This is a genomic window from Bacillus cereus G9842, assembly GCF_000021305.1.
Classification (GTDB): domain Bacteria; phylum Bacillota; class Bacilli; order Bacillales; family Bacillaceae_G; genus Bacillus_A; species Bacillus_A thuringiensis_S.
In genome coordinates this window covers 4,338,482-4,352,821 of record NC_011772.1, presented here as the reverse complement: position 1 = coordinate 4,352,821, position 14,340 = coordinate 4,338,482, and the positions used below count along the sequence as shown (strand labels likewise).

Here is a 14,340-nt window from a genome sequence, read left to right as displayed (position 1 = left end):
ATTCACAATCATTGGGTTATAATGATAGAATATAATTTATTCTATTAAATAAAGATAAAGTCAATTTTCAATAAAAGGTGATTCGATGGCAAATGAGCAGGTACTAACAGCTGAACAGGTACTCGAGAAAGCAAGTCAATATTTAGCGGATGAAGATATTGAGCTAGTGGCACGTGCCTATGAATATGCACGTGATGCGCATAGCGAACAATATAGAAAATCGGGTGAACCGTATATTATTCATCCGATTCAAGTTGCAGGTATTTTAGTTGATTTACACATGGATCCAGCTACGGTATCAGCAGGTTTCTTACATGATGTAGTGGAAGATACAGAGATTACGTTAGAAGATATTGAACGGGAATTTAACAAAGAAATTGCTATGCTTGTTGATGGTGTTACAAAGCTTGGGAAAATCAAATATAAATCTCACGAACAACAACAAGCAGAAAACCATCGCAAAATGTTTATTGCAATGGCTCAAGATATTAGAGTTATTTTAATTAAACTAGCTGATCGTCTTCATAACATGCGTACATTGAAACATTTGCCTCAAGAGAAGCAGCGTCGCATAGCGAATGAAACGTTAGAAATCTTTGCACCTTTAGCACATAGACTCGGAATTAGTACTATTAAATGGGAGCTAGAGGATACGTCACTTCGCTATTTAAATCCACAGCAATATTATCGTATTGTAAATTTAATGAAGCGTAAACGTGCAGAACGTGAAGAATATTTAGACGAAGTAATGACTGGTATTCGTGAGAAATTAAAAGAAGTTGCAATTCAACCTGAGATTTCTGGAAGACCGAAACATATTTACAGTATTTATCGTAAAATGGCACTGCAAAATAAGCAGTTCAATGAAATTTACGATTTATTAGCTGTACGTGTTGTTGTAAATAGTATTAAAGATTGTTATGCGGTGCTTGGAATTATTCATACGTGCTGGAAGCCGATGCCAGGTCGTTTTAAAGATTATATTGCAATGCCAAAAGCAAATCTATATCAATCTCTTCATACGACCGTAATTGGACCGAAAGGTGACCCACTTGAAGTGCAAATTCGTACGAAAGAAATGCACGAAATTGCAGAATTCGGGATCGCGGCACACTGGGCGTATAAAGAAGGAAAAACAGCAGAAACAACAGGTACACTAGAGAAGAAACTCACATGGTTCCGTCAAATATTAGAATGGCAAAATGAAGCTTCTAATGCAGAAGAATTTATGGAGTCATTAAAAATTGATTTATTCTCTGACATGGTATTCGTCTTTACACCGAAAGGCGATGTAATGGAATTACCACTTGGATCGGTTCCGATTGATTTCGCGTATCGTGTCCATTCGGAAATTGGGAATAAAACAATTGGTGCAAAAGTAAACGGTAAAATGGTGACGCTGGATTATAAATTAAAAACAGGCGACATCATTGAAATTTTAACGTCGAAACATTCCTATGGCCCAAGTCAAGATTGGGTAAAACTTGCTCAAACATCTCATGCAAAAAATAAAATTCGTCAATTCTTTAAGAAACAACGTAGAGACGAAAATATTGAAAAAGGCCGTGAACTTGTTGAAAAGGAAGTACGTGGTCTAGAGTATGAGATGAAAGAAGTATTAGCGCCTGATAACTTAAAACGCGTCGCTGAGAAATTTAACTTTGCAAATGAAGAAGATATGTTTGCAGCAGTTGGATATAGCGGAATTACAGCTTCGCAAATTGTTACGCGACTAACGGACAAGTTCCGCAAACAACGCGAAGAAGAAGAGATTGTTGAAGTTAAAGAAGTTCGTAAACCGATGAAAATTCGAAAATGGGATTCTGGTGTAAAAGTAAGCGGTGCTGATAATTTATTAATCCGTTTATCGAAATGCTGTAACCCAGTTCCGGGCGATGATATCGTTGGATATATTACAAAAGGCCGAGGCGTATCGATTCACCGCCGTGATTGTGTAAATGTTCATACAGAAGAAGCTGTAGAAAGATTATTAGAAGTAGAGTGGGAAGGTAGCCCTGAAAAAGAAATTGAGTATAACGTTGATATTGAAATTTCAGGTTACGATCGCCGTGGTTTATTAAATGAAGTACTGCAAGCTGTTACAGAGACGAAAACGTACATTTCAGCTGTTTCTGGTAGAAGTGACCGTAATAAGATGGCGACAATTAATATGTCAATCTCAATTCGTAACTTACAACATTTGAAAAAAGTAGTAGAACGCATTAAACGTGTTCCGGAAATTTATGCAGTACGACGCATGATGCATTAATAGGGAGTGTAGAAAGATGAGAGTTGTTTTACAACGATCAAAGAAAGCGTCTGTCACGGTAGACGGTGAGATCGTAGGACAAATTCCGTTCGGTTTAACATTACTAGTTGGCATTACGCACGAAGATACAGAAAAAGATGCAACTTACATTGCGGAAAAAATTTCAAACTTACGTATTTTTGAAGATGAGAGCGGAAAGATGAATCATTCTGTACTTGATGTAGAAGGACAAGTTCTATCTATTTCGCAATTCACATTATACGGAGATTGTCGCAAGGGGAGACGTCCAAACTTTATGGATGCTGCGAAACCTGACTATGCAGAGCGTTTATACGATTTCTTTAATGAAGAAGTTCGCAAACAAGGATTGCATGTAGAAACAGGGAAATTCGGAGCAATGATGGACGTTTCTTTAATCAATGATGGTCCGGTGACCTTAATTGTAGAAAGTAAATAGTGTTGATAAAAAAGAGAGGGTTATATAATCCTCTCTTTTTTATACATTGTTGTATGTTTTGTTCATTTATCATACGATTAATTTGAAGGGGAATAAAAGGAAAAGAAGGTGTAGTATGCTTCAAGAATTTAATATAGCTTTACGTTTTATGCTAGAGTTATGTATTCTTGGGATTGTTGGATACTGGGGGTTTCGAGTAGGAACAACAACAGCTATAAAAATTACACTTGCTATTATTATTCCGATTGTTGTTGCTGCCATTTGGGGGTTATTTGGAGCTCCACATGCAGAATGGGAAGTAAAAGGTATATTACATGTATTATTAGAAATTATCGTATTTGGAGTAGGTGTTGCAGCATTATATCATTTGAAGCATCATATGCTAGCAAGTGGACTGGCTATTGTTATTGTTATAAATCGAATACTAATGTTTATTTGGAATCAATAGCAGTTTCGGTTATGTATAACTCTCTCATCAATATGGAACAATAAAAAGTAAAACATCCATATTGAATGTGAGGGATATACGTATGCGCATGAATGAAAAAGGGCATTCTGTTACAAATGGTGCAAATCAACTATTTAACGTGAATTTTCATGATTTTATTTCAAAAGAGCAAAACAATACTTCAATGGAGCTTGCTTCCGAGTTTGGGATTTCTCTTCAAGATGTAAAGCGTCTAAAGAAGCAGATTGAACGTTCTTAGAGCACTTGACAATCCTACTTAACAAACGTATAGTAATTTTATATTTACATATGAATATAACCGTTGATAGAGAAGAGTAAATGAGACACACATGGAAAGAGAAGGAATGTCTTAGGCTGAAAACATTTCTGCATGATGACTGATTGAATGACACTCTAGAGGTTTCAACTTGAACGGCATATATGCTTAGTAGGGATGAACGCATATTTAAGCGTTATTAAAAAAGTGGAAGCATACGTGCTTCAATTAGGGTGGCACCACGGGTATAATACTCTCGTCCCTACTGTTTAAACAGTAGAGGCGGGAGTTTTTTTATTTTTATTAAGATTAAAACAATTTGAGGAGGAACTGAATATGTCTATTCAAATCCCACGCGGAACGCAAGATATTCTTCCAGGCACTGTTGAGTTATGGCAGTATATCGAAGGGCAAGCACGCGAAATTTGCCGTCGTTACAATTATAAAGAAATTCGTACACCAATTTTTGAGCACACGGAGCTATTTTTACGTGGTGTTGGTGATACGACAGATATCGTACAAAAAGAAATGTACTCATTCCAAGATCGTGGAGAGCGCAGCTTAACATTACGTCCAGAAGGTACTGCACCTGTTGTACGTTCTTACGTTGAAAATAAAATGTTTGGTGATGCAACACAACCAACGAAATTATACTATATCGGTCAAATGTTCCGTTATGAAAGACCACAAGCAGGTCGCTATCGTCAATTCGTACAATTCGGTATCGAAGCAATCGGCAGTAATGATCCTGCAATTGATGCAGAAGTAATTGCACTTGCTGTTGAATTTTACCGCGGCATGGGCTTAAAAAATATTAAAGTTGTATTAAACAGTTTAGGTGATGCAGCGAGCCGTCAAGCACACCGTGATGCATTAATCGCACACTTTGAGCCACGTATCGGCGAATTCTGCTCTGACTGTCAATCTCGCTTAGAAAAGAACCCACTTCGAATTTTAGACTGTAAGAAAGACCGTAACCATGAATTAATGGGAACAGCACCATCTATTACAGAATACTTAAACGAAGATTCAGCAGTATACTACGACAAAGTTCAAGAACTATTAACGATGATGGATGTTCCATTTGAAAAAGATCCGAACTTAGTACGTGGTTTAGACTACTATCAACACACTGTTTTTGAAATTATGAGTGAGGCAGAAGGTTTCGGTGCGATCACTACATTAAGCGGTGGTGGCCGTTATAACGGACTTGTACAAGAAATCGGTGGACCAGAAATGCCAGGTATCGGTTTTGCAATGAGTATTGAACGTTTAATTATGGCGCTAAAAGCTGAAAATATTGAATTACCACTTGAACATAGCATTGATTGTTACGTTGTAGCGCTCGGTGAAAAAGCGAAAGACCATGCTGCAAAAGTTGCGTTCAATCTTCGTAAAGCTGGATTGTCAGTTGAAAAAGATTATTTAGATCGCAAAATGAAAGCACAATTTAAATCAGCAGATCGTCTAAAGGCGAAATTTGTAGCTGTATTAGGAGAAGATGAGCTGGATAAAGGTATCATTAACTTAAAAGATATGGCAACAGGTGAACAAGAAGAAGTAGCGTTAGATGTATTTGCTTCATACGTAGCAGAGAAATTAATATAGGGGGAACTTACAGTGGCTGAAAGAACACATGCATGTGGAAAAGTAACAGTAGAAGCTGTTGGACAAACAGTTCAATTAAAAGGTTGGGTACAAAAACGCCGTGACTTAGGTGGATTAATCTTTATCGATTTACGTGACCGCACAGGTATCGTACAAGTTGTATTTAACCCAGAAACATCAAAAGAAGCGTTAGAAGTAGCAGAAACAATTCGTAGTGAATACGTATTACACGTAGAAGGTACAGTTGTTGAACGTGGTGAAGGCGCAATTAATGACAATATGGCAACTGGTCGTATTGAAGTACAAGCAACAAAAGTAAATGTACTAAATGCAGCGAAAACAACGCCAATTATCATTGCTGATGATACAGATGCATCAGAAGATGTGCGTTTAAAATATCGTTATTTAGACTTACGTCGTCCTGTAATGTTCAACACATTCAAAATGCGTCACGACGTAACAAAAACAATTCGTAATTTCTTAGATACAGAAGAGTTTTTAGAAGTCGAAACACCAATTTTAACGAAAAGCACGCCAGAAGGAGCTCGTGACTATTTAGTACCAAGTCGTGTACATGATGGTGAATTCTATGCATTACCACAGTCACCACAGTTATTTAAACAGCTTCTTATGGTCGGCGGATTTGAGCGTTACTATCAAGTAGCACGTTGTTTCCGTGACGAAGATTTACGTGCGGATCGTCAACCAGAATTCACGCAAATCGATATCGAAGCTTCATTCTTAACACAAGATGAAATTTTAGATATGATGGAGCGTATGATGACGAAAGTTATGAAGGATGCAAAAGGTGTAGAAGTTAGTGCACCATTCCCTCGTATGAAATATGCTGATGCAATGGCTCGCTACGGTTCTGATAAGCCAGATACACGCTTTGAAATGGAACTAACAGACTTATCTGAGTTTGCAGCAGGTTGTGGATTTAAAGTGTTTACAAGTGCTGTAGAAAGCGGCGGACAAGTAAAAGCAATTAATGCAAAAGGTGCTGCAAGTAAATACTCTCGTAAAGACATCGATGCATTAACTGAATTTGTGAAAGTATACGGTGCAAAAGGTCTAGCTTGGCTTAAAGTTGAAGAAGACGGCCTAAAAGGACCGATTGCGAAATTCTTCGGTGAAGAAGATGCAAACGTGTTAATGACTACATTAGAAGCTACTGCTGGCGACTTATTACTATTTGTAGCAGATAAGAAGAGCGTTGTTGCAGATAGCTTAGGCGCACTTCGTTTACGTCTAGGTAAAGAGCTTGAGTTAATTGACGAAAGTAAATTTAACTTCCTATGGGTAACTGATTGGCCACTTCTTGAGTACGATGAAGATGCAGATCGTTACTTCGCAGCTCACCACCCATTCACAATGCCATTCCGTGAAGATGTTGAGCTACTAGAAACAGCACCAGAAAAAGCACGTGCACAAGCATATGACCTTGTATTAAACGGTTATGAGCTTGGTGGCGGATCACTTCGTATTTACGAGCGTGACGTACAAGAAAAAATGTTCAAAGCACTTGGATTCTCACAAGAAGAAGCGCAAGAGCAATTCGGATTCTTATTAGAAGCATTCGAATACGGTACACCACCACACGGCGGAATCGCATTAGGTTTAGACCGTCTTGTTATGTTACTTGCAGGCCGTACGAACCTTCGTGATACAATTGCATTCCCGAAAACAGCAAGCGCAAGCTGCTTATTAACAGAAGCTCCAAGCCCAGTTGCAGAAGCACAGCTTGAAGAATTGAACTTAAAATTAAGCTTGAAAGAAGAGAAGTAAGAATAGGGTCTAGATGGTTATACTATAACCGTCTAGACTTTTTTTGAGAGGAAGTTTAAAAAAGTCCGGTTCAGATGGAGGTCGCATCTCGTCGTTGCTTCGCTAGTCCGGTGCTCGAGTAGTTAAAGCTATACTGCGCTCCTCCTGGCATAAGCGCCTCGAGCTGCTCGTCCCTCTGAATCCTCCTTTTTAAACATGTATTGGAGAGGAAGTTTAAAAAAGTCCGGTTCAGATGGAGGTCGCATCTCGTCGTTGCTTCGCTAGTCCGGTGCTCGAGTAGTTAAAGCTACACTGCGCTCCTCTTGGCATAAGCGCCTCGAGCTGCTCGTCCCTCTGAATCCTCCTTTTTAAACATGTATTGAAAGGGAAGTTTAAAAAGTCCGGTGTACACTATGTTTTCATTTTCGAAATATGTATTTTTAGGAATTCTATAACTTTTTCTATACAAATAGTCGGAAAAACGCTAGAATACATGGTAGACCATTTTTGTAATAGGAGTGTAGAGCTGAATGTTACATCAATTTTCACGTAATGAATTAGCCTTCGGTAAAGAAGGACTTGAAATATTAAAAAATAGTACAGTCGGTATTTTAGGAATTGGTGGCGTAGGGTCATTTTCGGCAGAAGCGTTAGCACGTTCTGGCGTAGGACGTCTCGTATTAGTTGATAAAGACGTTGTAGATATTACAAACGTAAACCGTCAAATTCATGCTTTAGTATCTACTGTAGGACGTTCAAAAGTAGAATTAATGAAAGAGCGTATTGCAGACATTAATCCGGAATGTGAAGTAATTGGACTAGAAATGTTTTATACAGATGAAACATATGAAGAGTTCTTTAAACACGGTTTAGATTTCGTAGTGGATGCATCTGATACAATTACGTTCAAAATCCATTTAATTAAACAATGTTTACGTCGTAAAATTAAAATTATCTCATGTATGGGTGCAGCAAATAAAATGGACCCAACTCGTTTCCGTATTGCGGATATCTCTAAAACACATACAGATCCAATTGCGAAAGTAATTCGTACGAAGCTTCGTAAAGAGGGTATTAAAAAAGGTGTAAAAGTTGTCTTCTCTGACGAGAATCCAATCGTAATTCGTGAAGAAGTACGTAAAGAGATCGTACCAGACGAAAATGCAAAAATTCGTAAAGCGAAATTACCACCTTCATCAAATGCATTCGTACCATCTGTGGCAGGCTTAATTATGGCAAGTCACGTTGTACGTGAACGTATTAAAAACGTAGAAGTGAAACGTGTGGGGCAAGAATAAAGTGAAAGCATATATCCATTTTGGATATATGCTTTTTTATATGTATTAAAGAAATAAAAATATTTGCATTACTACTAGTTCAAATGTGAGCAAGGCTAGTAAGTAATGATTATATTTACCCAATCTATTTTGGGCGTTTCTTTGTATGACAGGGAGGAATGTTATTGTCAATCTTTGTCGTTAAATCGATATCCTTTGTCGAATCGTTGATATATTGCAAGTTGTGATAGATATATTTGAAAAATCGTTGATATATTGCAAGTTACGATAGATATATTTGAAAAATCGTTGATATAATTTCAATTACCGATATATATGGTTCACCGAAAACAAACAAGGATGTCACTTTTTTAACTAAGTGACATCCTTGTTTTTAATTCTCTGCAGAATAAATAATATCTAAATTCCCGTTTTGATCGGTTTTGAAAATCGGGGCAATTTGATCTTCTTGCTCTTCGACTGAAACAAGTTTTCGAGCACGATCCATAATTCTAACAAGCATCGCGTAATCTTCTTCGATTGCTTGTTGTTTTTTTGTGAGTACCGCTAATTTTGCTTCAAGTTCATTATTCGTTTTTTGTAGGGAAGTGAGCTGATTTTGTAATACATCATTTTCAGTTTGCAACTTTGCGATTGAAGGGTTATTATGTTCCATGTTTTGCAAAAATGAGATGACATTTTGCATTGTAAGTTCCTGTTTACTTGGCGTAATATCTTCTGAAAACTCAGCATCGATTACGAGTTGTTTCGTTTTCGTGAACTGATCTTTTTCTATTTTAGCTTCAGAACGTTTTAATTCTTTACGTTGTTTTTTTGCAATCTGCACTGCATCTTCGTAATTCGCTCGTACTTCAGCATTCCATCTAAAGCCACAAGCTGCTGAAGTGCGGTTCAACGCATCGCCGACTTCATCAAATGCTTTTATTTGTGTACTTCCGCTGCGAATATGTCGTAAAACAGTTTCTGCTAAAAGGAGATCATCTTCTTTTGTCCATGCATCTTGACGTGTTTTCATAAGCGAAGCCTCCATAATGGTGACGTTTTCGTTTATGTTACCCTTTATTTTTCGTTTTATTCGAAGTTTGTAATCTTTCATAAACAGTAGAAAGTGCTTGCTCAAATTTTCCTGTCGTTTTCGGTTTATAATATTGCTTGTTTTTTATTTTATCAGGTAAGTATTGTTGCCTTACCCAGCCGTTTGGATGGTCGTGTGGATATAAATATCCAATGCCTCTTCCAAGTGATTCTGCGCCTTTGTAATGACTATCTTTTAAATGGCTTGGAATATCACCTGTTTGATCGTTACGTAAATCATGTAGTGCAGCATCCAGTGCTTTATAAGCTGAATTTGATTTTGGTGATAAGCATAGCTCGATAACGGCATTTGCAAGTGGGATGCGTGCTTCTGGGAATCCGACTCGTTCAGCTGATTCAATTGCAGCTAGTGTACGCGGTCCAGCTTGTGGGCTAGCAAGTCCAATATCTTCATAAGCCATAATAAGAAGGCGTCTGCCAATACTTTGTAAATCACCTGCTTCAATAAGGCGTGCTAAATAATGGAGCGCTGCATTTACATCACTTCCGCGCACTGATTTTTGAAATGCTGATAATACGTCATAATGAGCATCGCCGCCTTTGTCGTGAACGAAGCTCTTCTTTTGTAAGCATTCTTCTGCAATCTCGAGTGTGATTTCAGCCGCTTGATCGTCTGTAGTAAAGCTGGATAATACAGCAAGCTCAAGTGCGTTATAAGCGGAACGCATATCACCACCAGAGGCGTTTGTAAAGTGATGTAGTGCTTCATCTGTTATCGTTACAGCATATTCTCCAAGGCCTTTTTCTTTATCTTCTAAAGCTCTTTTTAACCCAATTAAAATATCATCTTCTGTTAGTGCGTGTAATTCGAAAATTTGACATCTGCTTCGAATAGCGGAGTTTATTGCATGGAATGGATTACTTGTCGTTGCACCAATTAAAGTAAGAAGTCCGCTTTCTAAATGAGGTAATAGAAAGTCTTGCTTTGCTTTATCTAGACGGTGAACTTCATCTAAAATTAAAACGAGGTGTCGATGCATCTTCGCTTCTTGTACGACAACTTCCATATCTTTTTTATTGTGAGTAACAGCGTTTAATAGACGAAACGGGGTACCGGTACTTCCTGCAATTGCACTGGCAATGGATGTTTTTCCTGTACCTGGAGGACCGTATAAAATCATAGATTGAAAATGATTTGCTTGGACCATTCGCCATAAAATCTTTCCTTCACCAACTAAATGCTGTTGCCCAATAATTTCTTGAATATTTGTAGGGCGCATTCGATGTGCGAGTGGTTGTTTCATTTAGACCGTCTCCCTTAACATATAATCTCGTTCTATCGTATCATTTTTTTCTATGGAATTTGAAATAGTATGCTGTTTTATGGGAAAAATGAAGATGAATATTTTCATTTTTCTTTCAATTGTAATAATTCCCGAGTTTTTCAATGTGATTTTATGTTATCATTTTGATACACAAGTTGAAATTTCTTATAATACTATATTATGCTATAATTTCATAGGATTTTAAATTGTGTTCTTTTTATAAATAAGATATAACCAATAGAAGTGAAAATTTGAAAAGAGGTGCAAAATAGATGAAGATTTCAACAAAGGGCCGCTATGGCTTAACAATTATGATCGATCTTGCAAAAAAGTTTGGTGAAGGTCCGATTTCATTAAAATCAATTGCGCAGGCGCATGACTTATCGGAGCATTACTTAGAGCAATTAATTTCACCACTTCGTAACGCTCGTCTTGTGAAGAGTACGCGAGGTGCATATGGCGGATATGTATTATCTGATCAACCAGCTAACATTACAGCTGGGGATGTGATCCGTGTATTAGAGGGACCGATTAGTGTTGTAGAAATGATAGAAGAAGAAGAGCCAGCACAGCGCCAGTTATGGATGCGTGTTCGTGATGCGGTGCAAGAAGTGTTAGATAGTACAACGTTAGAAGATTTAGTACGTTATGAGGAAGAAAATCACGGGGGCTATATGTTTTACATTTAATTCCTTGTGAAACGATTTGGAAAGAAGGAGATTTAATGGAACGCATTTACTTAGATCATGCTGCGACATCTCCGACTCACCCAGAAGTGGTCGAAAAGATGATTCCATATATGACAGAAATATTCGGGAACCCGTCTAGTATTCACTTTTATGGACGTCAAACTCGTCACACAGTAGATGAGGCGAGACGAGTGTGTGCACGCAGTATTCATGCGAATCCGAATGAAATTATATTTACGAGCGGTGGTACAGAAGCTGATAATTTAGCGCTTATAGGTGTAGCACGTGCGAACCGTCATAAAGGTAACCACATTATAACGACGCAAATTGAACATCATGCGATTTTGCATACGTGCGAATTGTTAGAGCGTGAAGGGTTTGAAGTGACATATTTACCTGTCGATGAAACAGGGCGCATTCAAGTTTCTGACATACAAAAGGCATTAACCGAAGAGACGATTCTTGTATCTGTTATGTTTGGGAATAATGAAGTAGGGACAATGCAACCAATTGTAGAAATAGGAAAGCTACTAAAGGAGCATCAAGCTTATTTCCATACAGATGCGGTACAAGCTTATGGTTTGGTAGAAATTGATGTGAAAGAGTTTGGTATTGATTTATTATCCATTTCAGCCCATAAAATTAACGGACCAAAAGGTGTAGGGTTCTTATACGCTGGTGCAAATGTGAAATTTGAGCCGTTATTAATAGGCGGAGAGCAAGAAAGAAAACGCCGTGCTGGTACGGAAAATGTGCCTAGTATTGCTGGGCTTCAGCATGCAATTCTTATTGCTGAAAAAACTCGTGAGCAAAAAAATGCCCAATATGAAGAGTTTAAAGATATAATGGTATCTGTCTTCAAAAATGAAGGCATTACTTTCGAGGTAAACGGAAACTTAGAACATCGCTTACCGCATGTGCTTAATGTAAGTTTTACAGGAATGAACATTGAACCGTTTCTTGTGAACTTAGACCTAGCTGGCATTGCAGTATCAAGTGGTTCTGCTTGTACAGCTGGTTCGATTGATCCATCACATGTATTAGTAGCGATGTTTGGAAAAGACTCCGATCAAATACGTTCATCCGTACGCTTTAGTTTTGGGCTTGGAAATACGAAAGAGCAAATTGAAAAAGCGGCGTACGAAACAGTGAAAATCGTGAAGCGATTAACACAAAATTAGCATGGGAGGTGACATGATGAACAAACTACCTCACGAAACACGCGTTGTCATCGGAATGTCCGGTGGCGTCGATTCATCTGTAGCAGCACTTTTATTAAAAGAGCAAGGTTATGATGTAATCGGAATTTTTATGAAAAACTGGGATGATACAGATGAGAATGGTGTCTGCACAGCAACTGAAGATTACAATGATGTAATTGAAGTGTGTAACCAAATCGGTATTCCGTATTATGCAGTAAACTTTGAAAAACAATACTGGGATAAAGTATTTACGTACTTCTTAGATGAGTACCGAGCTGGTCGTACACCAAATCCAGATGTAATGTGTAATAAAGAAATTAAATTTAAAGCATTTTTAGAGCATGCAATTGCGCTTGGTGCTGATTATGTAGCAACAGGCCATTATGCACGCGTTGCTTATATGGACGGCGAATATAAAATGCTTCGCGGCGTTGATGACAATAAAGATCAAACATACTTCTTAAATCAATTAAGCCAAGAGCAATTATCAAAAACAATGTTCCCGTTAGGTGAATTAAAGAAACCGCAAATTCGTGAAATGGCGAAAGAAGCTGGCTTAGCGACAGCGGCGAAAAAAGATAGTACAGGTATTTGCTTCATTGGTGAGCGTAACTTTAAAGATTTCTTAAGTAACTACTTACCAGCGCAACCAGGTGTAATGCAAACATTATCTGGTGAAGTGAAAGGAAAGCATGACGGTTTAATGTACTATACAATTGGACAACGTCATGGACTTGGAATTGGTGGTAACGGTGATCCGTGGTTTGCTGTTGGGAAAAACTTGAAAGAAAACATTTTATATGTTGATCAAGGATTCCATAACGAACTTCTATATGGTGATGAAGTTATTGCTACGAATGTAGGATGGGTAAGTAACAAAGTAAAAGAAACAGAATTTAAGTGCACGGCGAAATTCCGTTATCGTCAAGAAGACAATAAAGTAACGGTTCAAATCGTTGATGAAAATACAGTTCGTATTCTTTGTGATGAGCCAATTCGTGCAATTACACCAGGACAAGCAGTTGTGTTCTATGATGGAGATGAGTGCTTAGGCGGTGCTACAATTGATGAAGTATACCGTAGTGGTAAGAAATTGGATTATTTAGGATAAATGAGAAGCCTCTGCCGATTAGCGGTTAGAGGTTTCTTTTACATAAAGCGAATTTTCGTTCGCTTGGAAAATACATTCTTTGTTATAATTTGTTGTAGAGGTGAAGGACATGTCAAACAAACTTGAAACAGGTATTCAATATATGCAAGAAGGAAATTGGGAAGAAGCAGCTAAAAATTTTACAGAAGCAATCGAAGAAAATCCAAAAGATGCGCTTGGATACATTAATTTTGCAAATTTATTAGACGTATTAGGTGATAGCGAACGAGCGATTTTATTTTATAAACGTGCACTAGAGTTAGATGATAAATCTGCAGCTGCCTATTATGGTTTAGGAAATGTATATTATGGCCAAGAGCAATTTACTGAGGCGAAAGCTGTATTTGAACAAGCAATGCAAGCTGGATTACAATCAGCTGATGTAACATTTATGTTAGGTATCACACATGTACAGCTTGGAAATGATCGTCTTGCACTACCATTCTTACAAAGAGCAACAGAATTAGATGAAAACGATGTGGAAGCTGTATTCCAGTGCGGACTTTGCTTCGCTCGACTAGAACACATTCAAGAGGCGAAACCTTATTTTGAAAAGGTATTAGAAATGGATGAAGAGCATGCAGATGCGTATTACAATTTAGGTGTTGCGTACGTATTTGAGGAAAATAATGAGAAGGCTCTCGCTTTATTTAAGAAAGCAACTGAAATTCAGCCAGATCACTTTTTAGCGGGTAATGGCGTTCGTTTATTAGAGCAAGAAGCTGAATAAGATAAAAATATAGTTTAATGGGTAGTTATCCCTCATCTAAAGAGGTGGGGGATGTACTGCTCATTAAAGTGAAAATATCGGAAAG

The 14,340-nt window shown here is 37.8% G+C and carries 13 protein-coding genes and 1 other annotated feature; of the genes, 11 read left to right on the top strand and 2 right to left on the bottom strand.

The annotated features are described in order from the left end of the window. Positions 1-85 precede the first annotated feature (85 nt). The 7 genes from relA to BCG9842_RS21910 all read left to right on the top strand — a co-directional run bounded on the left by relA (position 86) and on the right by BCG9842_RS21910 (position 8,124). The gene (relA, locus tag BCG9842_RS21940) at positions 86-2,269 is read left to right on the top strand and encodes a GTP diphosphokinase (RefSeq protein ID WP_001262795.1); all 2,184 of its coding nucleotides are present in this window, start codon (positions 86-88) and stop codon (positions 2,267-2,269) included. A gap of 16 nt (positions 2,270-2,285) precedes the next feature. Then, positions 2,286-2,726: a D-tyrosyl-tRNA(Tyr) deacylase gene (locus BCG9842_RS21935; RefSeq protein WP_001266969.1), complete on the top strand. Its 441-nt coding sequence runs from the start codon at positions 2,286-2,288 to the stop codon at positions 2,724-2,726. A gap of 115 nt (positions 2,727-2,841) precedes the next feature. Further along, positions 2,842-3,174 carry a YrdB family protein gene (locus BCG9842_RS21930; RefSeq protein WP_000938750.1) on the top strand — a complete coding sequence of 111 codons (333 nt, stop codon included), beginning with the start codon at positions 2,842-2,844 and terminating at the stop codon, positions 3,172-3,174. Positions 3,175-3,256: 82 nt separating this feature from the next. After that, positions 3,257-3,433, top strand: a complete 177-nt coding sequence (locus tag BCG9842_RS31415) for a hypothetical protein (RefSeq protein WP_001242605.1) — start codon at positions 3,257-3,259, stop codon at positions 3,431-3,433. Between the two features lie 54 nt (positions 3,434-3,487). Beyond that, positions 3,488-3,718, top strand: a binding site (T-box leader). A gap of 69 nt (positions 3,719-3,787) precedes the next feature. Beyond that, entirely contained in the window at positions 3,788-5,059 is a 1,272-nt protein-coding gene (gene hisS, locus BCG9842_RS21920) for a histidine--tRNA ligase (RefSeq protein ID WP_000027086.1), read from the top strand. A gap of 12 nt (positions 5,060-5,071) precedes the next feature. Then, positions 5,072-6,847, top strand: a complete 1,776-nt coding sequence (gene aspS, locus BCG9842_RS21915) for an aspartate--tRNA ligase (RefSeq protein WP_000840901.1) — start codon at positions 5,072-5,074, stop codon at positions 6,845-6,847. Positions 6,848-7,356: 509 nt separating this feature from the next. Continuing rightward, positions 7,357-8,124 (top strand): tRNA threonylcarbamoyladenosine dehydratase, encoded by a 768-nt coding sequence (locus BCG9842_RS21910; RefSeq protein WP_000903182.1) that lies wholly within the window; start codon positions 7,357-7,359, stop codon positions 8,122-8,124. A gap of 373 nt (positions 8,125-8,497) precedes the next feature. Here the strand turns inward: BCG9842_RS21910 and BCG9842_RS21905 are convergent, their stop codons facing one another. Continuing rightward, a complete protein-coding gene (locus BCG9842_RS21905) occupies positions 8,498-9,139 on the bottom strand; it encodes an RsfA family transcriptional regulator (RefSeq protein WP_000857697.1) in 642 nt (213 codons plus the stop codon). Between the two features lie 37 nt (positions 9,140-9,176). Continuing rightward, positions 9,177-10,463 carry a replication-associated recombination protein A gene (locus BCG9842_RS21900; RefSeq protein ID WP_000812913.1) on the bottom strand — a complete coding sequence of 429 codons (1,287 nt, stop codon included), beginning with the start codon at positions 10,461-10,463 and terminating at the stop codon, positions 9,177-9,179. A gap of 293 nt (positions 10,464-10,756) precedes the next feature. Here BCG9842_RS21900 and cymR point away from each other — a divergent pair, with 293 nt between their 5' ends. The 4 genes from cymR to BCG9842_RS21880 all read left to right on the top strand — a co-directional run bounded on the left by cymR (position 10,757) and on the right by BCG9842_RS21880 (position 14,255). Then, the gene (cymR, locus tag BCG9842_RS21895) at positions 10,757-11,173 is read left to right on the top strand and encodes a cysteine metabolism transcriptional regulator CymR (protein WP_000704116.1); all 417 of its coding nucleotides are present in this window, start codon (positions 10,757-10,759) and stop codon (positions 11,171-11,173) included. A gap of 35 nt (positions 11,174-11,208) precedes the next feature. Further along, positions 11,209-12,354 carry a cysteine desulfurase family protein gene (locus tag BCG9842_RS21890; protein ID WP_000439891.1) on the top strand — a complete coding sequence of 382 codons (1,146 nt, stop codon included), beginning with the start codon at positions 11,209-11,211 and terminating at the stop codon, positions 12,352-12,354. A gap of 16 nt (positions 12,355-12,370) precedes the next feature. Continuing rightward, positions 12,371-13,486 (top strand): tRNA 2-thiouridine(34) synthase MnmA, encoded by a 1,116-nt coding sequence (gene mnmA, locus BCG9842_RS21885; protein ID WP_001038011.1) that lies wholly within the window; start codon positions 12,371-12,373, stop codon positions 13,484-13,486. A gap of 109 nt (positions 13,487-13,595) precedes the next feature. Next, positions 13,596-14,255: a tetratricopeptide repeat protein gene (locus tag BCG9842_RS21880; protein ID WP_000066406.1), complete on the top strand. Its 660-nt coding sequence runs from the start codon at positions 13,596-13,598 to the stop codon at positions 14,253-14,255. Positions 14,256-14,340: the final 85 nt, after the last annotated feature.